At 48.7% G+C, this 20751-nt stretch carries 19 protein-coding genes; 15 read left to right on the top strand and 4 right to left on the bottom strand.

The features are described 5' to 3' along the window. On the bottom strand, positions 1-1185 hold the full coding sequence (locus ACETMN_RS31830; protein ID WP_411735546.1) for a glycosidase: 1185 nt from the start codon (positions 1183-1185) through the stop codon (positions 1-3). Beyond that, positions 1182-2372 (bottom strand): AGE family epimerase/isomerase, encoded by a 1191-nt coding sequence (locus ACETMN_RS31825; RefSeq protein WP_411735545.1) that lies wholly within the window; start codon positions 2370-2372, stop codon positions 1182-1184. The genes ACETMN_RS31830 and ACETMN_RS31825 overlap by 4 nt, the downstream gene beginning before the upstream one ends. A gap of 223 nt (positions 2373-2595) precedes the next feature. Between ACETMN_RS31825 and ACETMN_RS31820 the strand changes: the two genes are divergently transcribed. From ACETMN_RS31820 to nikE, 10 genes are all read left to right on the top strand, one after another. Then, positions 2596-3909 (top strand): ABC transporter substrate-binding protein, encoded by a 1314-nt coding sequence (locus ACETMN_RS31820; protein ID WP_091012554.1) that lies wholly within the window; start codon positions 2596-2598, stop codon positions 3907-3909. A 195-nt stretch (positions 3910-4104) separates the two neighbouring features. Next, positions 4105-4992, top strand: coding sequence for a carbohydrate ABC transporter permease (locus ACETMN_RS31815; RefSeq protein WP_091012556.1), 888 nt, complete (start codon positions 4105-4107; stop codon positions 4990-4992). A 2-nt stretch (positions 4993-4994) separates the two neighbouring features. Beyond that, complete coding sequence (locus ACETMN_RS31810) at positions 4995-5828, top strand: carbohydrate ABC transporter permease (RefSeq protein ID WP_091012558.1); 834 nt, start codon at positions 4995-4997, stop codon at positions 5826-5828. 267 nt (positions 5829-6095) lie between these two features. Beyond that, the gene (locus tag ACETMN_RS31805) at positions 6096-7133 is read left to right on the top strand and encodes a glycosylase (protein WP_411735544.1); all 1038 of its coding nucleotides are present in this window, start codon (positions 6096-6098) and stop codon (positions 7131-7133) included. Positions 7134-7331: 198 nt separating this feature from the next. Next, a complete protein-coding gene (locus tag ACETMN_RS31800; RefSeq protein ID WP_091012565.1) occupies positions 7332-8273 on the top strand; it encodes a glycoside hydrolase family 113 in 942 nt (313 codons plus the stop codon). A gap of 293 nt (positions 8274-8566) precedes the next feature. Next, complete coding sequence (nikA, locus tag ACETMN_RS31795) at positions 8567-10201, top strand: nickel ABC transporter substrate-binding protein (protein ID WP_091013231.1); 1635 nt, start codon at positions 8567-8569, stop codon at positions 10199-10201. Positions 10202-10277: 76 nt separating this feature from the next. Continuing rightward, positions 10278-11222 carry a nickel ABC transporter permease subunit NikB gene (nikB, locus tag ACETMN_RS31790; RefSeq protein WP_091012569.1) on the top strand — a complete coding sequence of 315 codons (945 nt, stop codon included), beginning with the start codon at positions 10278-10280 and terminating at the stop codon, positions 11220-11222. Continuing rightward, positions 11219-12049: a nickel ABC transporter permease subunit NikC gene (gene nikC, locus ACETMN_RS31785; RefSeq protein ID WP_091012570.1), complete on the top strand. Its 831-nt coding sequence runs from the start codon at positions 11219-11221 to the stop codon at positions 12047-12049. Before nikB ends, nikC begins: the two co-directional genes overlap by 4 nt. Before the next feature lie 32 nt (positions 12050-12081). Then, positions 12082-12888 carry an ABC transporter ATP-binding protein gene (locus ACETMN_RS31780; protein ID WP_411736451.1) on the top strand — a complete coding sequence of 269 codons (807 nt, stop codon included), beginning with the start codon at positions 12082-12084 and terminating at the stop codon, positions 12886-12888. 159 nt (positions 12889-13047) lie between these two features. Next, complete coding sequence (nikE, locus tag ACETMN_RS31775; protein WP_411735543.1) at positions 13048-13848, top strand: nickel import ATP-binding protein NikE; 801 nt, start codon at positions 13048-13050, stop codon at positions 13846-13848. Between the two features lie 492 nt (positions 13849-14340). On the opposite strand, the gene ACETMN_RS31770 is transcribed toward nikE, so the two are convergent. Both ACETMN_RS31770 and ACETMN_RS31765 read right to left on the bottom strand, forming a co-directional pair. Continuing rightward, complete coding sequence (locus tag ACETMN_RS31770; RefSeq protein ID WP_091012575.1) at positions 14341-14922, bottom strand: NAD(P)H-dependent oxidoreductase; 582 nt, start codon at positions 14920-14922, stop codon at positions 14341-14343. A 226-nt stretch (positions 14923-15148) separates the two neighbouring features. Then, a complete protein-coding gene (locus ACETMN_RS31765) occupies positions 15149-15739 on the bottom strand; it encodes a TetR/AcrR family transcriptional regulator (protein WP_091012577.1) in 591 nt (196 codons plus the stop codon). A 172-nt stretch (positions 15740-15911) separates the two neighbouring features. On the opposite strand from ACETMN_RS31765, the gene ACETMN_RS31760 reads away from it, so the two are divergent. The 5 genes from ACETMN_RS31760 (at position 15912) to ACETMN_RS31740 (ending at position 20693) form a co-directional block, all read left to right on the top strand. Continuing rightward, complete coding sequence (locus tag ACETMN_RS31760) at positions 15912-16883, top strand: aminoglycoside phosphotransferase family protein (protein ID WP_411735542.1); 972 nt, start codon at positions 15912-15914, stop codon at positions 16881-16883. An 18-nt stretch (positions 16884-16901) separates the two neighbouring features. Beyond that, complete coding sequence (locus ACETMN_RS31755; protein ID WP_091012580.1) at positions 16902-17900, top strand: glycosyltransferase; 999 nt, start codon at positions 16902-16904, stop codon at positions 17898-17900. A 53-nt stretch (positions 17901-17953) separates the two neighbouring features. After that, the gene (locus ACETMN_RS31750; RefSeq protein ID WP_091012582.1) at positions 17954-18238 is read left to right on the top strand and encodes a hypothetical protein; all 285 of its coding nucleotides are present in this window, start codon (positions 17954-17956) and stop codon (positions 18236-18238) included. A gap of 113 nt (positions 18239-18351) precedes the next feature. After that, a complete protein-coding gene (locus ACETMN_RS31745) occupies positions 18352-18513 on the top strand; it encodes a hypothetical protein (protein ID WP_017691697.1) in 162 nt (53 codons plus the stop codon). A 98-nt stretch (positions 18514-18611) separates the two neighbouring features. Further along, positions 18612-20693, top strand: a complete 2082-nt coding sequence (locus ACETMN_RS31740) for an ABC-F family ATP-binding cassette domain-containing protein (RefSeq protein WP_091012584.1) — start codon at positions 18612-18614, stop codon at positions 20691-20693. The last annotated feature ends 58 nt before the right edge of the window (positions 20694-20751 follow it).

Raw genomic sequence — 20751 nt, 5'->3', positions numbered from 1 at the left:
TTACGTTAATTGTTTCTGTAAAAGCTTCTCATTCTTTTCAATCAGCTGACCCCGCTGGCTGGCACAGTCCAGGGAGCGGTATGGATCTGCCGGTGTGTTAAACGTATAATCAACCAGTTTCTCCAGAGTGGTAGTTGCCACATGACAGCGGGTATCACTGGATGCGTAATAGATAAAGACTTCTTCCTTCTCATTCACCACAGCACCATTGCAGAAAATAACATTGGATACATCGCCTACACGCTCGTCGTCATAAGGGGCAATGAAATGGCCGCCGGGCTTGGCAATCACACGCGTCGGATCATTCAGATCCGTTGCGAAAGTGTATAACACATAGCGCAGTCCTGCTGCGGTGTTCCGAACCCCGTGAGCAATGTGAATCCAGCCACGATCCGTTTTGAGCGGAGCAGGGCCTTGACCGTTTTTGACTTCGTAGACCGTATGATATTGCCGTTCATCAATAACCGTCTCTTCATGAATGACCGGGTTCAAGATATCCTCACACAGGCCAAAGGCGATTCCGCCGCCGCTGCCTGTCGAGATGAATCCGTCCTGTGGACGGGTGTAGAAGGCATACTTTCCATCCACGAATTCCGGGTGCAATACGACATTGCGCTGTTGAGGGGAATTGGTGGTGATGTTGGGCAACCGTTCCCAGCTTGTAAGATCCCGTGTACGGACCAGCCCTGCCTGTGCAACTGCGCTGGACGTATCAAATGCAGGAGCCTCCGGGTCTTTGCGTTCAGAGCAATAGATGCCGTAGATCCAGCCGTCTTCATGTTGAACGAGACGCATATCATACTGATTGGTTTCATCCGCATCGATATCATCCCAGACCAGTGGTTTACCCGTGAAACGGAATCCATCAATTCCATTGTCACTTTCGGCGAGCGCAAAGATCGATTTACGGTCCAATCCTTCCGTACGGATGACCATGATGTATTTGCCATTAAAATAGATGGCTCCCGGATTCAGCGTTGCGTTAATGCCCAGGCGTTCCATAAAATGCGGGTTCGTCGTCTCATCCAGATCGAATCTCCAATGCAGCGGCACATGATGGCGAGTGATTACCGGATATTGATACCGATCATATACGCCGTTGTAGAATGAAGAATTGATCTCATTGGGGCGAGCAAGCAGTTGCTCCTGTTTCTCCAGTAACTCCTTGTATTTCGGGTGTATCATTCTGATCCCATCCTCTCAATTAGTTCAATACAGAATCTGCTATTGTGATACGGGCATTTCCATGGTCCGGCAATTTCGCTCTGATCCGGTGTTCCGTTCCCATCAACCGACCAGTACCATTCCCCACCAGCGCGCTGATCAATGATGTTTTCTTTTGTATAGGTCCACAAGCGTTCCATTCTCTCCAGAAACAATGGATCACCTGTACGCTGATATGCATTATAGAAGCCCACCATGGCCTCGGCCTGAACCCACCAAATTCGCTTCTCATCGATATGTTCACCTTCTTGTTCATTTAACAAGGAACCATCCGCATTCACGGCTACATTGGAGATGTTATAGGCAATATCCGTTACCATCGCCGCATACTCCGGATGTTGTTCCATCCCCAGAACTTTCAGTGCTTCGTCAATCAGCCAGCTGGCTTCAATGTCATGTCCGAACGAGCGCAGGTCAATGATGGATTCCCACTGTTTGTTGAAAAATACCCCGAGAAACGTGGTGTCTTGGTCATACACACGTTCATACAAAATTCCGAGCAGGCGTTCCAGCGCCGCCCTCACTTGTTGACCCGGCCACACGCGATAGAGCGTGGTGTAGGCCTCCAGCACATGGATATGCGTATTCATGGTGTAATCCGCAATCACCCCATTTTCGCTCAGCATTTCATTGGGTTGTTCCTTCCATGTACGATCAAATTGTTCCTTGTACGCAGGTAGTTCGGCATCCAGACCTTTGTCCTCGATGAGAGCAAAAAGCGTTTTCGCAAGTTCCAATGCAGAAGCATCCCCGGTAGCACGATAGTACTCACTGAGTGAATACACGCCGAATGATTGCGTATACACATGTTTGCTCGTGTCCAGCGCTTCCCCTGTGTAATTTACCATCCAGTACATGCCGCCAAATTCGTTATCCATCACATGGTCAGCGAGAAAACGATAGGCGTGCTCCGCGTGATCGCGCCATCTTTCGTTTCCGGTAACCCGATAGGCTGCTGCAAAAGACCAAAGTTGCCGTGCCGTGGCGATCCCGCCTTTGGGTGCCTGTGGATTCACCTGAAGATCATTGCCAACCCAGCCGTAGAATCCACCGTGGGTTGTATCTTTAAGGTTGGACCAGAAGGGTAAAATCTGCTTCTCCCAATGCGCCTTAATCTCAGATTGAAGTTCGGTTGTTTTTGTATTCATAAGTGAGCGCTCCTTCAGAATAGTGCATCAATCTAATTTATTAGGTTATCGGTAACTTTATTAGTCCATATTAGTGCTCTGAAAAACAGATGTCAACGAATTACTTTGCTATTTTTCTTGTTAAGTTATAAATAATTTAATTGACAGGTAAGCGTTACCATAATAGAATTCATTTTGCAACCTTAACGATAACTTAATTAAATTAAGAGAGGGGTCGAAACAATTGAGAAAAAACAAAGGTTGGATGATGTTGCTGACGATGCTGCTCATCACTTCGCTACTTGCTGCATGTTCATCCGGAGGTGGATCTTCGCAGGCAGGGGAGGAGATCAGTACAGATCCGGCAGATATCAAAGGTGAAATAACCGTTCTGACGCAACGGACAGATATTGTGGATACCGTGTTCAAAGACTACGCAGCAGAATTCAACAAGGAATATCCCGATGTGAAAGTAAACTTCCAGGCACTGGCCGACTACGAAGGACAAGTGAAGATCCGTATGAGCACCAAGGATTATGGTGATGTACTGATGATTCCGACCAGTGTTCCGATCGCAGATATCCCGGACTTTTTCGAGCCGCTCGGCACGTACGATGAGTTGAAAGACAAATACACCGCCATTGAAGAACGCATGGTGGATGGTCAGGTCTACGGTATCCCTACCGTAATTACGTTCTCTGGAATCATTTATAACAAACAGGTCTTCAAAGACGCAGGCATTATGGAAGTTCCAAAAACACCTGAGCAATTCCAGGCTGCGCTTCAGTTGATCAAAGACAATACAGATGCGGTTCCGCTCTACACCAACTATGCATCCGGCTGGGCTCTCACCCAATGGGAATCGGACCTGCCAACGGTTGCAGGCAGCGTGGACTACGTGAACGTGGATCAACCGAATACAGATGAAAACTTTGTGCCTGGTCAGCCGCACTATGAACTATATAAAGTGCTCTATGATGCAGCCAAGAACGGTTTAATCGAGAAAGATCCAACGACAACCGACTGGGAAAGCTCCAAAGCGGATCTGGCCAAAGGCAAAATTGCCACAATGGCACTTGGCTCATGGGCCATCACACAGATTCAAGGGATGACGGATACACCGGATAACATCGGATTCCTTCCTTTCCCTACGAATGCAAGCGAGGTTGTGGTACCACTTTCCGCTGACTATAACATCGGCATGAACGTGAACAGCGAGAACAAACCTGCTGCGAAAGCCTGGATTGACTGGTTCCTGGCGAAATCGAACTATGCAGTTGAACAGGGCGGCGGTATGGATGCCGACAAAAACGCTGAATTGCCACCGATTTTGGATCAATATAAAGACGTTAAATTCTCCACACTTACCCCTGCCAAAGAAGGTCAGGAAGGTCTCGTTGACAAGATTGATAACGAAGGCGAAATCGGTCTCTGGCAGCCTGACTTCAAGAAACGCATTATCGAAGCAGGTATTGGTAACCGCAAGGAATCCTATGACGACATCATGAAGGACCTAAATGACAAGTGGGTAAAAGCGCGAGCAGAACTCACGAAATAATGGGATTAACGTAAGTGGATCAGGTGATGAATGAACTGCGGGGATATAGGAATCCATATATGAATGGAGCATGGAGTATGTGGTATTTGAAAGCATAATACCCATGCTCTTCCCCCGGCAGTGTTCCACCAGGATTCCATTGGACGGGAGTCTTTCGATATATAGGCGGGAGAACCGCTTGGAGGTGTGGAGAGCATGAAGTACTTAAAACTTTCGAATTGGGGTTACTCAGCGCAACGCATATTTATCATCTGTGCCTTCTCAACTATTCCCCTGGCGTTGCTGTTCACGTTTGCATACTTACCGGTCATCAACATGTTCAAATACAGTTTCACCGATTGGAACGGATATAGTAAAAGGTTTGATTATGTTGGCTTTGAGAACTATACCCGCATATTCAGTGATCCGGAATACTTCAAAGTATTTATTGTCAGCTTGTACTACTTCGTGGCTACGTTCTTACAGATGGGGTTGGCGCTTTACTTTGCCACCATTCTGAGTTTCAAAGTTCGAGGCAAAAACTTCTTCAAAGGCATACTGTTTTTTCCTTATTTGCTGAATGGGGTAGCTATCGGTTTTATCTTCCTCTTTTTCTTCAAACCGGATGGTACACTCGATATGCTCATGCATGCTGTAGGGCTGGGACAATATACGCAGCTCTGGCTCGGTAACCCCAATATTATCAACGTGTCACTCGCAGGTGCATCGGTATGGAGATACATGGGCTTCAACTTTATCATTTTCCTGGGTGCAATCTCCTCCATTCCGAAGGATGTGTATGAAGCATCCGATATTGATGGTGCCAATCGCTGGCAGCAATTCCGCCACATCATCCTGCCAAGCATTACACGCATCCTGCAGCTCAACCTGATCTTGGCGATTAGCGGCGCAATTAGTGCGTTCGATATTCCATATATCATGACCGATGGTTCCAACGGCAGTATGACATTTGTAATTCAGACGGTTCATTTGGCGTTTAAATATGGCAAGCTGGGACTGGCATCCGCCATGGCTGTGGTGCTGCTCATGATCGTTATTCTCGTTACACTCGTGCAGCGCGTCACCATGAAAGGGGAGGAATAAACGTGACACAACTCAAATACACCCTTGCGAGCGTGGTTAAATATGCTTCCCTGGTGCTTGCGGCGTTTATCGCATTGTTACCCATCGTGGTGATCCTGTTTGCATCTCTCAAAACGAATGCGGAATACGCTACCAGCAGCCCGCTTGCCCCGCCAGCCAACTGGCTGAACTTTGCGAACTATGCAAAGGCTTTTGTGGATGGCAACATGCTGGTTGGTTTCAAAAATACAATTATTATCCTGGTCATCTCTATTATAGGAGCGACCCTAACGGGCTCCATGATCGCGTATGTGCTGGATCGGTTCAAATTCAAAGGCAAGAAAATCATGGTCGCGGCATTCCTGCTCGCTACCCTGATCCCAAGTGTGACAACGCAGGTTGCCACATTCCAGATCATCAACGCGCTCGACCTGTTCAACACACGCTGGGCCGCCATCGTCATGTACCTGGGTACAGATATCATCGCGGTTTATATTTTCCTGCAATTCCTGGGCTCCATCTCAAGTGCATTGGATGAATCCGCCATGCTGGACGGTGCCTCGTACTTCACGATCTACTGGAAAATCATTCTGCCACTACTGAAACCGGCCATTGTAACGGTCATTATCGTGAAGGGTGTGAACATCTATAACGACTTCTACACACCGTTCCTGTACATGCCAAAGACCGATCTACAGGTCATATCCACCGCCTTGTTCAAATTCAAGGGACCTTTCGGATCGCAGTGGGAAGTCATCAGCGCTGGCATCATGATCGCCATCATTCCAACCATGATCATCTTCCTGTTGTTACAGAAATACATCTACAATGGCTTCGCGCAAGGCTCAGTTAAATAAAAAAACGAGAGGTTATATGAAATGCATATTGAGAATGCACAGGAACGAAGAGGACAGAAAAAAGCTGGAGAAACGGAGTGTTTGCTAAAAGCTTTCTGAAAGAAAGCTCACTTCGTAAGCATATGCTATAACCGGATTTTCCCCTTTTATAAGGGATCAAAAAAATCTGGGGATAACGGCGATCGCAAGGTTGTTCTGTCATTGAAGTGGTCTAGTGCAATTTTAAGTATTCATTTCATAAAGCCTAACCGAAGGGAGAAATGAAAAATGTCAGTTGCTGAAACGAAAAACGTACACATTGTTGGGGATGCTTTGCCGAATATGCCGTGGGAGAACAAACCGGAGGGAACGGAAGGCCCGGTATGGAGACATTTGGCGAATCCGGTCGTCCCACGTAATCCAGTTAAAGGCGTTGCCCGCATTTTTAACAGTGCCGTTGTACCGTATGAAGGGAAATTCATTGGGGTATTCCGTGCTGAAACCGTTAATGGCCGTCCGCATCTTCACATGGGGGCGAGTGAGGACGGTTTGGAGTGGACGATTGAAGAAGAGCGCATTGCATTTGTAGATGAAAATGGCGATCCGTTTATGCCGAACTATGCGTACGATCCACGTTTGGTCAAAGTCGAAGACACGTATTACATCATCTGGTGTACAGACTTCTATGGTGCAGCACTGGGCCTGGCCAAAACAGATGACTTCAAAACATTTGTCCGCCTCGAAAATCCAATGCTGCCGTTTAACCGGAATGGCGTGTTGTTCCCGCGCAAAATCAACGATAACTATGTAATGTTGTCCAGACCAAGTGACAGTGGACATACGCCATTCGGGGATATTTTCCTGAGCGAAAGCCCGGATCTCGTGTACTGGGGCAAGCACCGTCATGTCATGAGCAAAGGCGGTCAAGGCTGGTGGCAATCGGTCAAAATTGGCGGCGGGCCTGCTCCGATCGAAACGTCCGAAGGCTGGCTGATGTTCTACCATGGCGTAACTGGAACGTGCAACGGTTTCGTCTATAGCATGGGTGCGGTCATTCTGGATCTGGATGAGCCATCCAAAGTAAAATATCGTTCCTCCAACTTCGTGCTGACACCAGAAAAATGGTATGAAGAACAAGGCTTCGTTGATAACGTCATTTTCCCGTGTGCAACATTGCATGATGCAGAGACCGGACGTATCGCCATCTATTACGGCGCTGCCGATACGTATGTGGGCGTGGCTTACACGACCGTAGAAGAGATCGTAAACTATGTGATCGAGACGGACGAAGTCATTGCAGGAGACCATGAAGAGGGCAAGCTGTAATTGAAGTGAAAGTGCAGAACCAATCTGAAGAAGCGAAGTGGTCGCATTTATTCCCGGATTTCTCCCTTGTATAAAAGGGATCTACAGAAATCTGGGGATAACGGCGATCGGAAGATGGTACTGCAATCGTAGTGAAAGTGTATACATTCGGCCATTCTTTTTACATTAAGTGAACAGGAACACAGGGGAGTAATGCACATGGAGTACATCAAAGGATTTACATTTGGCTGGATGAGTGGCAGGGGAGACTTCCGCAAGCCGGAAGCGAAGGAGTCCTTGCGCCTGATGGCTGAACGTACAGGCAGTTCGCATGTTATTTTTGCACTGGCGGCACATCAGGATCATCCGCAGGCGGTAGAGGTCAAGTATCGGGGTGAACATCTGGTCGAGGATGATGAACTGGTCGACATGATTGGTTATGCCCGTACACTCGGGCTGCGTGTCATTCTGAAACCAACCGTCAACTGCACCGATGGCACATGGCGTGCACATATTAACTTTTTTGATATCGATGTGCCTTGTGAGCCGAAGTGGAAGGATTGGTTCCGCAGCTACACGGCATTTCAGAAGCATTATGCAGCGATTGCAGAGCAGGAAAAGTGTGAGATGTTCATTGTAGGCTGTGAGATGGTGCAATCCGAGCGTCGGGATCAAGAGTGGCGAGAGGTTATCGCTGGTGTGCGTGATGTGTACACGGGACTGGTGTCATACAACACGGACAAATATCAGGAAGGTCATGTGAAATGGTGGGATGCTGTGGACGTGATCTCTTCCAGTGGCTATTATCCCATTGGAGATTGGGAGGCACAGCTGGATCGTATTGAACAGGTGATTGCTCCATATGGCAAACCCTTTTTCTTCGCGGAAGCAGGCTGTCCCAGCCGCAGTGGATCAGCCCAGGTACCGAACGATTGGGGACTGGAAGGCGAAGTGAGTGCTGAGGAACAGGAGCGTTTCTATGAGGCCATGTTCCGGCATGTCAGTCAGCGTGACTGGGTGCGCGGGTTCGGTCTATGGGATTGGAGCGCACATCTGCACGCGGAGAGGGATGCACTGATTAACGACGGATACGGGGTATATGGTAAGCCTGCGGAGAAAATTATTCGTCGGTTCTATGAAGACATCACTGTAGAAGTTTAAACGAGAAACAAGAAGGTGTATGTGAGATGATCTTAGTGATATATCTCTATATGTACTTTCGTGATTTCCATGCTGTGAGCAAGGAATAGCAGATTATGGTGGAGCTCATTTTTCCAGTTGTAACTCTCATTCAGGTCAAGAAGCCTTTCCTCCCACAGGAAAGGTTTTTTGGCTATTTTAGTAACAACACATACCATGTCGAATTTTGTTGACAAAAGGAGGACTCCTGCCTATTCTTAATGGATGAATATGAGAATCATTATCATGAAATAGAGAAAAGGGGTTCAACATCCATGTCTGTACAACATCGCAAATCTTCGGCGCTCACGCTGGCAACTATGCTCTTGTTGCTATTCGTTATCGTGGGTTGCAGCAATACAGGAAGTGGAGATGAATCCTCATCTGCGGTTTCGGATCAAACATCAACGAAGTCGATTACGATGTCATGGCCACGTGATATCGGTACAATGAATCCGCATACGTACAATCCTTCGCAATTATTTGCCCAATCCATGCTCTATGAGCCGCTGATCAGTTACCAGAAGGACGGAAAACTGGAACCTGCTCTGGCAGAATCATGGACCATCTCCGATGACGGCAAAGTATATACATTCAAGCTTCGCCAAGGTGTGAAATTCTCAGATGGTACGCCATTTAATGCTGAGATTGTGAAAAAGAATTTTGACGCTGTAATGAAAAATAAAGATACACATAGCTGGTTGGGCATTGTAGGTGTGCTCGACAAGACCGAGGTTGTGGACGATCAGACTTTCCGATTGACACTCACAGAGCCGTATTATCCTGTTCTTCAGGACTTGTCGGTAGTTCGTCCTTTTCGCTTCCTGGGTGAAGCCGGATTCCCGGATGACGGAGATACATCCCAAGGCATCAAAGAGCCGGTGGGTACTGGTCCGTGGATGCTGGCTGAATACAAGCAGGACGAATATGCCGTCTTCAAGCGTAACCCGAACTATTGGGGAACAGCACCGAAGGTAGATCAGATTACGGTCAAAATCATTCCTGACGGTGAAACCCGTGTACTCGCTTTTGAAAAAGGTGATCTCGACCTGATCTATGGTGAAGGTGTGATCAGTCTGGATGCGTTCCAACAACTGCGTGACAATGATGAATATGTGACCCAATTGTCTGATCCGGTAGGCACTCGCAGCTTGCTGCTGAACTCTTCCAATCCGAAGCTGTCCGATGTCAGAGTACGGATGGCGCTTCAGCAAGGGTTTAATAAACAGGCGATGGTGGAAGGTGTTACTTCCGGTTTGGAAGAACCAGCCGATACCGTACTGTCCAAAAACTATCCGTACACGAATGTAGACTTGGAACCGATCACGTATGACGTTGAGAAATCCAAAGCTTTACTGGATGAAGCGGGCTGGAAGTTACCGGCTGGTGGTACGGTTCGTGAGAAAGACGGTCAGCAGCTTGATTTCGAGATGATTTTTGATAAAACGGACCCGATTCAGAAAGCGATGGCGGAGACCATTCAGGCAGAATGGAGCGAGCTGGGGGTTAAAGTAAACCTCACGGGACTGGAACTGACGGTACAGATCAAACGTTTGAAAGCCAATGATTTTGACCTGTATTTCTGGTATAACTATGGCGCTCCGTATGATCCTCATTCCTTCATTAACGTTGTGGCAAGCCCTGGATTCGGGATTTCCGAGACCTTGAGTGCGTTGCCGATGAAAAAGGAACTGGACGATCAGGTGCATGCAGCCCTGTCATCTACAGACGAGACGAAACGCCAGGAGTTATATGGCTCCATCTTGAAAACACTTCAGGAGCAATCGGCGATCGTACCGATCTCTTATATTAAGAAAACGGCTGTATATCAGAAGAAAATCTCCAACTTTATTTTCCCGGCGAACCGTGATGAGAATCCGTTTGTGGGCATTGAACTGGGCAATCAATAAATAGTAATTACTTTAATTAAGGAAGTGGATGGCCCTTGGTAAGGCCATGTAGCTTGATGAAAGGGAGGAACGTTTGGTGATCAGTTATATCGGTAAACGAATGATCGCAATCATTCCTATCGTTTTTATCGCTACACTTGTTACCTTTGCGCTTATTCATATTTCACCAGTTGATCCGGCCGAGGCTTATCTGACAGCAGCTCATATCTATCCAACACCGGAGCTGCTTGCGCAAAAGCGACATGAATTCGGTCTGGATCAGCCCTTGTTAACCCAATATGCGCATACGATTCAGAAGATTGCCAAGCTCGACTTCGGCACCTCGTACCTCACCAATAAACCCGTATGGGATGAAGTGAAATTAAGGCTTCCGGCTACGGCTGAACTAGCCTTCTGGAGTATGTTGTTATCGGCTCTGGTAAGTATTCCTTTGGGAATACTGGCCGCAGTGTACAAGAATAGCTGGATTGACATGGTCAGCCGGGCCATTTCCTATATTGGAGCATCTATTCCGCAATTCTGGCTCGGTTACCTGCTGATCTTCTTTTTCTCGGTGAAGCTGGACTGGCTGCCTGTGGAGGGGCGTGGATCGTGGGAGAATCTGGTTCTGCCTACGGTAACACTATCCATGATCCTGATTGCGGTCTACACCCGATTGTTACGTTCCAGTGTACTGGAGCAATTGCAGGAGACATATGTAAAGTATGCAAGAACACGCGGGATTCGCGAAAGAGTGATTATGCTCAAACATGTCCTGAAAATCGCCATATCGCCCCTCATTACGGGGATGGGGATGAGTATGGGCAAGCTGCTCACAGGCACCATTATTGTAGAGCAGGTGTTTTCCTGGCCGGGGTTCGGGCGTTATTTTGTCGATGCGATATTTAACCGGGATATTCCCGTGATTCAATGTTATGTCTTCCTGGCGGCATGCCTGTTCATCGTATGCAATCTGCTCGTTGATCTGGTGCAGCTCGTTATGGACCCACGGATTTCAGCGAAAGGACGGGCAGAACATTGATAAACAAATGGCGTGCGATATTTAAAGGACAGAGAGCCATCCAGATCTGCTCTGTGATCATATTGCTCTTCTTCATAGTCGCGTTATTAGCTCCATGGATTGCTCCTCATGACCCGGTGAAGGTGAATTTGTTGCAGAAGCTGGCGAGTCCATCGCTTGAGCATTGGCTGGGAACGGATCATCTCGGACGCGACAATCTCACCAGGCTGATGTATGGTGCGCGGGTGTCGCTTGGATTTGCTACTCTGATTTTTCTGTCTTCTCTGCTCATTGGTGTCATTGTGGGTTCGATCTCCGGATACCTTGGTGGCTGGGTGGACAGTCTGCTAATGCGCTTGTGTGAAGGCATTATGGCGTTTCCGAATCTGGTGCTGGTGCTTGGTATTGTGGGGATCTTTGGTCCAGGTCTGATGCAGGTACTTCTAGCCCTCATGATGGTGCAGTGGGTGTATTATGCACGCATCTGTCGGAATATGGTCGTAAGTCTGAAGGAACGGAACTTCATCGCAGCGGCGCGGATTAGCGGCTCCTCTTCGTGGACGATTATTCGCAAACATATCATCCCCAACGTGCACCGTCCCATTGTTGTCATGGGTACGTTAGAGATGGGCTGGGCGATTATGGATATATCCGCTCTGTCCTTCTTGGGGCTTGGCATTCAACCACCCAATGCAGAGTGGGGCGCCATGATTCATGAAGGAACGGGTTATATTCGCAGTCATCCGGAGTTAATGATCTACCCGGGTGCATTGATTCTGCTGGTCGTCATTACGTTCAACATCTTGGGTGAAGCGTTATCCGAGCGTTATGGCATTGCAAAAAGGTAGTAATTCGGAGGCATATGGAGGTGAACGTAACGATGGATGATGCAGCGAAGGTACTCGAAGTTCGTGGTCTGCAAGTGAATCTTAGAACAGCGGAGGGTTCAGTCCCGTTACTTGCGCCCATTGATTTCGAATTGAAAAAGGGTCGTGTCTTTGGTCTGGTCGGTGAGAGTGGCAGCGGTAAGACCGTTACGTGTAACGCCTTGCTCCATCTGCTTGATCCGCGCAGGATGGAAGTGTCGGGCAGCATCCGGCTGAATGGACGGGAGCTTGGCTCGTTGTCAGGTGAGGAGATGCGGCGCATCCGTGGCAAGGACATCGGATTTATTATGCAGAATCCGATGAATGCTTTTACACCCGTATATACGATTGGATCTCAATTCATTGAAACCTTGCGTACGCATACGGGAATGTCGAAAGCAGCAGCCCGAGAGCGGGCGATTGCAGCCTTGGCAGACATGAATTTGTCCGAACCAACAAAACTGATGAAGCGATATCCCTTCCAACTGAGTGGCGGCATGCTTCAGCGGGTGATGATTGCCATATCGATGTGCCTGCGACCCGCCCTGGTTATTGCTGACGAACCAACGACGGCACTGGATGTTGTGAATCAGTTGAAAGTGCTTCAGGAATTGGATCGGCTACGTACCGAATATGGCACATCCATCTTGCTCATCTCGCACGATCTGGGCGTGATCTCGCAAATGGCGGATGAAGTCGCGGTTATGCAGAAGGGGCGGATTGTGGAGCAAGCAGATGTGTACCAACTGTTCGATCAGCCGCAGCATGAGTATACCCGGATGTTGTTAAATGCCAGACCCAGAATGTCTTTGGGACGATAGTAATTACAGGTGAGTTGAATCGTTCAGTGAGTGTATGTGTAGAGCGGGTATGAACTGTATTTTGATTGGGTAGGGTAGGGGTGGAATGGACATGGTGATGTGCAATTTCGTCTTCTTCGGAGATTGCTTCTGCCAAGTACAAGAGAGGAGGATGACCTGATGCTTCAGGTACGTGAAGTAAGCCATAGCTATGGCAGACGCAATTGGCTGGATCGTTCGGGAGCGCGTCCTCCTGTGCTGGCAGACATTTCACTTACGATTGAAAAGGGTGTTTGTCTGGGACTGTTGGGTACGAGTGGCGCAGGTAAAAGCACCTTGGGCAAAATCATGCTTGGTCTGGAGAAGCCCAGCCAGGGTCAGGTTTTATTTCAAGGGCAGGATATCTATCGATCCAGCAAATCCGTGCTTAAGGGATTACGACGTGACCTGCAAGTCGTGTTCCAGGACTGTTATTCGGCTGTGAATCCACTTATGACTGCCGCGCAGATCATCGGTGAGCCGCTGGATAATTACGAGCGTTTGTCGGCAAAAGAACAACTTCGTGTGGTTGGACAACTGCTTGAGCAGGTCGGACTTACACCAGAGGATGGGAGCAAGCTTCCGCACCAGTTCAGCGGTGGCCAATTACAGCGGGTCAACATCGCACGAGCTATCGCGCTCAAGCCGAAGTTAATCGTACTGGACGAATCGATTAGCAGTCTGGATATGGTGCACCAGACGCAAATCCTATCCTTGCTGGCAGAGCTCAGAGCATCGTATGGGTTATCGTATCTCTTTATCACGCATGATATCCGGGCTGCCATGACCATCTGTGACCGCATTGCCGTAATGGATCAGGGCAGAATTGTTTATAGCGGTGATGCCGGGAATTCGGTAATGCAGTCGGATCATCCGGCTGTGCAGCAGTTGGTATCGTCCATTTTGCCTGAGCATCCGTCGGGTCGTATTTCGTTTAGGTAATGCGTTGTTTGTATTTGTAGATGGCTGTTAGCTGGAGTTGCTTAACATGGTTGCTCCACTGCATTATGGATGCGAAGTCGCTAACGAACCGAGTGATCGTTAAATGGCGATTTAGCGCGGAATGCAAAATGTAACGAACCTCAGTGAAGTTATTCCGGTGCAAACCTGCCAAAACCTGCGAAAGCACATACACATTGGGAGAATAACGCTTCTACGATTCGTTAAACGGAAGACTTGTGGGAAATGGAGCTATTAACGTGTGTAAGATTCGTTAGACCATGATGAAAATGAATGCTAAAAGGGTTGTCCCCTACGCCTTGAACAAGACGTAGGGGACAACCCTTTTTTTGTACCTGGGAATAGGCACATTTCCTGCTTTCTGATATAAGTTAAACTAAAATTACACTTATCCCCAGATTGTTGATTTAACTTATAAGGTGAACATCTGGAGAGAAACCTATACTTCCGATGAGGATTTCTTGCAGAAATCTTTTACCCCATCTTCCGACCAAGCAACTCGATCTTCTCCAACCATTTCTTTCTCTGTTCCTCGGACTGTTTTCCCACCACATCTACAGGTGTTATCCGAACTGGTTTGATGCCTGTCAGCGCAAAGGTGGAGATTTTCATCATTTTGTGTGCGGGCTCACCTTGGAACCATTTGAAGTACCAGCTAGGACCATCCATCGTGGTGATCATGCGAGCGGTGCGGCCTTTGAGCAGCTGATCCGGGAAAGGTTTTCCTTTTTGGTACTTGAATGCGTAACCTGGCATGAAGATTCGGTCAACGAATCCTTTCAGCAGGGCAGGCGGTCCTCCCCACCAAATCGGGAATACCCATACGAGATGTTCGGCCCATTTAATCGCCTCTTGTGCTTCTAGCAAGTCCGGTTCAAGCGGCAGTTTATTACGATAGCCTCCCTCCAGATTCATGTTGAATGCCAACTCGTTCAGGGTGATCACGCGGGCCTCGGCGCCTGCCTGCACAGCGCCTTTACGATAAGCTTCGGCAATTGCGCCATTGTAACTTGGGGAAACGGGGTTGCCTTGGATGATTAATATTTTCTTCATGATGACGACACGTCCTGACTATTTTAGTTAATGAACACTAACCTCATGTGCAAAAAGAAAAGGTCACGTATGACCCGGTAATCCATCGGTATATCCTGATGGTATGTTGACGATTCTCTTTTAGAAGTTGTTCAAAGAGTCCACTTTTTGAACACGTACTTATATTAACGTGCAGTTCTGAACCTTTTTTGGTGTTCTGCGAGGCCAGAATGGTTGCCCCTCTCCAGTTCTACTCCTGAGATACGTGCCCCAACATCAATGAGAGTCGGTGAACGGTTTCCCCGGTGTAGGGTACCAACAACTCTGGCAATTCACCTTGCATACTCGAGACCGCCATACGTGTAATCGCACCGATCACCAGAACGGCTGTGAGCCGTGAATCCTGCTGAGGCAGTTCGCCCCGCATCATTCCCTGATCGATCAGATCCATTAACGCATCCAATGGTTGACGGTAGTCCTCACTGCTGCCGGCTTCAATGAATATTTCATGATTCTGTGAGATCAACAGCAGTCCGTAGGGATCTTCATCGTGCAGGTGAAGAACCTCGGTAATCAGTTGCTTGAAGCGTTTCAACACGGGACCTTCCTGTCGAACATACCCGTCAATCAGTGAAGTATAGTCCGCGCAGTATTGAGTGAAGGCTTCCAGGGCAACGGCATCTTTGTTTTTAAAATGTTTGTAGATCGCCGCATCGGTTACTCCGGCGGCGTCACCGATCTCTTTGACGGATATGCCGTCAACGCCTTTGGTTGCAAACAAGCGCATCGCCGCTTGTAAAATATCTTTCTTTTTACTATCCACATGAGGTTTGTTCTTCATAATCGTATAGTAAGTGATTACTAACTAAAATGCAACAGGCAATTTTGAAACTCTGAATGGAGACACGGAATAAGCGCTTACGAACAAAGCTTGCAGGCTTGAGAGAGGCAACGTATGATGAATAGAAATCAACATCGGAGCAGCAGGAAGAACGAAACGGATGGTGGATTGCGTGAAAGATGAGATGGATGCATATAGCTGGGTGACGCCCGAAGGATTGCTGAATGATCACTATATAACAAGCCGCGAACAGTTGTATAAAGGAATGAACGGACGATATGTGGAGCGATTCACTGTTCCTACTGGTGAAAGTTATATTTTCAAACCGCTGACGAATCCTGCACAGCACGGACGAGAACGATGGATGTACGAGCGTGTGATGTCTGGCCTACCACCGATTTATCCGCAACTCATTGCAGCGTCGGATCTTACCATTGCACCGGCACAGAGCTGGATGATCTATGAGGATCTGGGGCAACTGGTGCATGATTCGCGAGAGGCGACGATGCTTGATGCAGCGGCACATATGGCAGCATGGCATGCATTGCCTGTTACGGATTGGAGTGAGCTTCCTCGCGTAGGTCAGAAACCGTCTATTCGCACCATGTTGGATGAGTTGCAGATGCACAGACAATTTACGGATGATCTGTTGTCCAGGCTGGATATGCGGCTGTCTTCATCGGATTGGGACAAGATCTCAAGGTTGATCCTCACGGCAGAAGAAGAGCTTCCTACTGTTCTGTGTCACGGAGACCTGCATCCCGGAAATATGGCGGAGGTGGACGGCAGACTGGTCATATTGGACTGGGAGCATGCCCATATGAATACGCCATTGTGGGACATGTACCATCTGGTAGATCTCTCGCATCCGCTGTTTCCCAGAACGGTTACGCCTGCTTTGCGAGAGCGGGTCATAGACATTTATTTGGACAAACTAGAGAGCCTGGGCGTGCAGATTGAATGGGATTCTTTTGCAGGATGGTACAACGCCTATGCTATTGTATTTTCGCTCTGGATGCTGTGTTTGATTGATGGTGACCTGAGAAGTGAGGAATGTGTGTGGCCGAAGGAACAGTTGCGTAACCAGTGGCATGAGACGGCAGCGACGCTGGAACAGTGCATGAAGCACATGGGTGAGGAATAGAAATGAGGGGTGAGAAGCTTGCGTAAAGTCGGACTTGTTATGCGTAAAATTCAATTCACGGAAGCACAGGGGCCACGCGTATTTGCGGATCGACTGAAGCAGATTGGTCTGGAGCTGGGCGTGGATATTGTGTTCATCTCGCCGGAGCGTCATGTCAGCGGATACGACTGGTTGCCGGGTTATGAGCATGAGAAAGGTGACCTGGTGAACTACGATATCGTGCTGGACCAGATTCATAGCCAAAATATAGAGCATGTCATCTACACCGTATCCGGGTTTACGTTTTTGAAGATGTTCTTACCAAAGAGTGTACTGTTCCCGCACAGTTTCCCCGATCCCGCGCTAACGGGATATGAGATGATGAAGCCATTTTATACGATGGTGGATAAAGCGGTTGTACAGACGGAGTTTTTGAAAACAGAACTTGGTCGCAATTTCGGCGTACATGACGTGAACGTCATCCCGATTGGCTTTAGCGAAGAGCTGGCGAACCGGCACTATGACCCGAGCCAGGTCGTGCATAATCGGGTGCTCTGGATTGGTAGGGATGAAGCGAATCGTCGACCGGATCTGGTGCTGGAATATGCTCGGCAGAACCCGGACAAGGAAGTATATATGGTGTTTGGCGGTGTTCGCTATAAGGAAACCATGAAGAAGTACGACATTCCTGCCAACGTGAAGCTGAAGTTCGCGCTCACGCAGGATGAGATATTTACGTTGATGAACTCTGCCAAGGTGTATTGGAGCTGTTCAGCCTTTGATACGTTTGCGATGCCGCTGACGGAAGCGATGGCGATGGGCAAAATGGTTGTGAAGCCGGAGCACGCTTGCTACGGTCACATTCGATCCACGCATGCCTTTGCAGGCAACGAGGATAACTGGTTTGAACTGGTGAACATGGCTGCGGCAGCGCCGCGCAGTGTGTCGGAAGACAATCGGGAGTATGCTTTTGGTGCTTTTTCGCGCACGAAGATGAAAGAAGGGTACCGGCACTTTTTCTCAGATTGGTTGAAGTAACGTAAGGTCTGTAACAAAGGGCTTAATCCATCCAGCAACAGGAGGGGAACCTTATGGAAGTACTGATCTTGTGGACATTGGGAATGTGGGCGGTGCAGCTGCTGATTGAATGGCTTATCTACCGGTTGCAAGGACGCCGAATGACGTGGGTACAATATATATTGCCATGTGTGGCCTTGCTCGGCGGTGCCGTCGTAATCATGATCAGCATCGATATTGGCGGGTGGAACGGCATCGGATATGCCCTGCTTGGCGTATCGCTGGGTACCGCGGGAATGTTAACACTCATTACGGTGGCGATCAGGGATTTGGTGCTTCGGCGACGGGGCAGGAATTAAGCGGAAGAATGAAACCTCTATACAGTAAGATTGAATCGGGTGATGGGATGGTTGCAGGAACGCATCCGTCTGTGATATATTTACATTAATTATGACAAGGGAGGTGAAGACAGGTGAATCACGAGATGCTTAACAACCGTATTAGCCAGCTGCCGATTGCTATGGCTGGCATTGTTCATACTTTTCTGACCAACGGGAGAAGTCTGTCCAATTTTGAATATACGGAAGTTAACATTTGCGAGAAGATGCCTGCCTTGACCTCATTCGGACGATAAGCGATATTGCTTGAATTCTGAAGGGCCGCGGAGCTAACCTCCTGCGGCTCTTTTTGTGTTGCGGTCAGGATCTTCCATACCATAGGAGGAACCTTATTATGATGATGATTAGCGCGCAACAACTGACTCAATACCACGGAGCACATCTGGTGCTGGACGGCATTACGTTTGAAATTATGGAAGGTGACAAGGTCGCCCTGATCGGCCGTAACGGAAGCGGCAAGACCACACTTATGCGCCTGATGGCAAGACTGAACAAGCCGGATGAAGGACAATTGATGATCAAGAAAGATACACGAATGGGATATGTGGCTCAGGTTCCAGAAGGGTTGGATAACCATACCGTCCTGGATGTGCTGAGCCTTGGATTCAAAGAGCTTATGATATGTCGCACGCAAATGAAGGAAATGGAGCAGCAGATGTCCGATCCAGCATGTGCAGCAGACCCTAATCAATTGGAGCGCTTGTTGAAACGTTATGCGGCACTGCAAGATCAGTTTGAGCGTGAGGGTGGATACGAAATGGATGCCCGGATCGATCAGGTGGCGGACGGTTTGGATATCGCCAAGGCACACTATGGTTGGCGCTTCGGTTCCTTGTCCGGTGGGGAGCAGACTCGGGTGGTGCTGGCTTCGCAGCTAATCGTAAGACCTGATCTGTTATTGCTCGATGAGCCAACGAACCATCTCGATCTGGAGCGGGTCGAGTGGCTGGAAGGATTTTTACGAGAATATCCCGGCACCATTGTCCTGATCTCGCATGATCGCTATTTTCTCGATCGGGTAGTGAATCGAACACTGGAGCTGGAGGATGGAGAAGCGGAAACGTCTGCTGGCGGTTATACGGAATATATGAAAGTGAAGGAACAACGGCTGTTGCAGCAATTCGAGGAGTTCAAGGAGCAGCAGAAGGTGATCAAAAAAATGAAAGAAACGATCCGCCAACTGGAGGAATGGGGCCGAATTGGTGGGAATGAAAAGTTCTTCAGACGGGCGGCCTCGATGCGTAAAGCAATCGAGCGGATGGAACAGGTGAAGCGTCCTGTGCTGGAGCGCCGCAATGCCGAGTTCGATGTTCGTCCTACGGATCGAACGGGCAAACGGGTAGCGGTATTGGAACAGGTCGAGAAGAGCTATGGTGAGCGCGAAATCCTATCTGGAATCTCGGGTCTGTTGGAATATGGGGATAAAATTGCACTCATTGGACGCAATGGCTCCGGCAAGACGACCTTGTTCAAGCTGTTGCTTGGTGATGAGCAGCCCAATGCGGGCAAGCTGGAGTGGGGAGCACGCGTGGATGTAGGGTATCTGGCTCAACAGGAAGAACCTACGAATCCGAAGCTGAATGTGCTTGAATACTTCCGTCTGGAAGCGGGCGTGGAGGAAGGCGAAGCACGCGGGATTCTGGCTCGATACCTGTTCTATGGAGCGGATGTATTCCGCTCAGTCGGGCAGTTATCCGGCGGGGAATGGACGCGCCTGCGGCTGGCTCTGCTGGTGCAGCGCAAACCCAATGTACTGCTGCTTGATGAGCCAACCAACCATCTGGATATCGCATCCAGAGAAGCGCTGGAAGAGTCGCTGGTTGATTTTGAAGGAACCGTACTTGCCATCTCACATGATCGGTATTTCGTCAATCGCCTCGCCTCCCGTGTCTGGGAACTGGAGGACGGTCAGATGACCGCTTATCTGGGAGACTATGAGGCATATCGGGAGAAGAAGCTTGAACTGCAAGCTCGTGCGGCGGCGACAACTCAGGCTACAGCAGGAGTGGGAGTTTCTTCTCGTGGGAACGCCAAGTCAGAGATGAAGTCAGGTTTAACGTCTGCTCCCGGCGGAACTGCCAGATCAGGGAAGAAACCAGAAGCAACCTCGACATTGAACGGTTCCACTGTTACGGCTACCGATGGAAGTCGTGATCATGAAGTTTCCACAGGATCAAGCAAGGCGTTGACTCCTTCGGCAGCAACTGCATCGAATCATAGAAGTAGCAATGGCAACAACCAGTCTGCGGAGAAGCTGGAACAGACGTTAGCTCGTCTTGAGGCACAGATTCAGGCACTGGACCAACAGTTGGAATCCGTACAGAACAATCCGGTTGAACTGGAACAAATCTGGAATGATCGCGAGCAATTGTCCGCTGAATATAATGATATATTGGCGCAGTGGGCTGAGTTATAAGTCAGAATGGCATGAGCATAAGATGGAACAAGCGAGGTCGGAGAATCATTTCCGGCCT

The sequence above is a fragment of the Paenibacillus sp. M2 genome, assembly GCF_046713495.1.
In the GTDB taxonomy this organism is placed as follows: Bacteria; Bacillota; Bacilli; order Paenibacillales; family Paenibacillaceae; genus Paenibacillus; species Paenibacillus amylolyticus_B.
This window is presented reverse-complemented; position numbering and strand designations above follow the sequence as displayed.

Coding starts and splice junctions, on each gene's coding strand:
- ACETMN_RS31830 (WP_411735546.1), bottom strand. CDS start 1,185: ATGATACACCCGAAATACAAGGAGTTACTGGAGAAACAGGAGCAACTG.
- ACETMN_RS31825 (WP_411735545.1), bottom strand. CDS start 2,372: ATGAATACAAAAACAACCGAACTTCAATCTGAGATTAAGGCGCATTGG.
- ACETMN_RS31815 (WP_091012556.1), top strand. CDS start 4,105: ATGAAGTACTTAAAACTTTCGAATTGGGGTTACTCAGCGCAACGCATA.
- ACETMN_RS31805 (WP_411735544.1), top strand. CDS start 6,096: ATGTCAGTTGCTGAAACGAAAAACGTACACATTGTTGGGGATGCTTTG.
- ACETMN_RS31800 (WP_091012565.1), top strand. CDS start 7,332: ATGGAGTACATCAAAGGATTTACATTTGGCTGGATGAGTGGCAGGGGA.
- nikA (WP_091013231.1), top strand. CDS start 8,567: ATGTCTGTACAACATCGCAAATCTTCGGCGCTCACGCTGGCAACTATG.
- ACETMN_RS31780 (WP_411736451.1), top strand. CDS start 12,082: ATGGATGATGCAGCGAAGGTACTCGAAGTTCGTGGTCTGCAAGTGAAT.
- nikE (WP_411735543.1), top strand. CDS start 13,048: ATGCTTCAGGTACGTGAAGTAAGCCATAGCTATGGCAGACGCAATTGG.
- ACETMN_RS31765 (WP_091012577.1), bottom strand. CDS start 15,739: ATGAAGAACAAACCTCATGTGGATAGTAAAAAGAAAGATATTTTACAA.
- ACETMN_RS31750 (WP_091012582.1), top strand. CDS start 17,954: ATGGAAGTACTGATCTTGTGGACATTGGGAATGTGGGCGGTGCAGCTG.
- ACETMN_RS31740 (WP_091012584.1), top strand. CDS start 18,612: ATGATGATGATTAGCGCGCAACAACTGACTCAATACCACGGAGCACAT.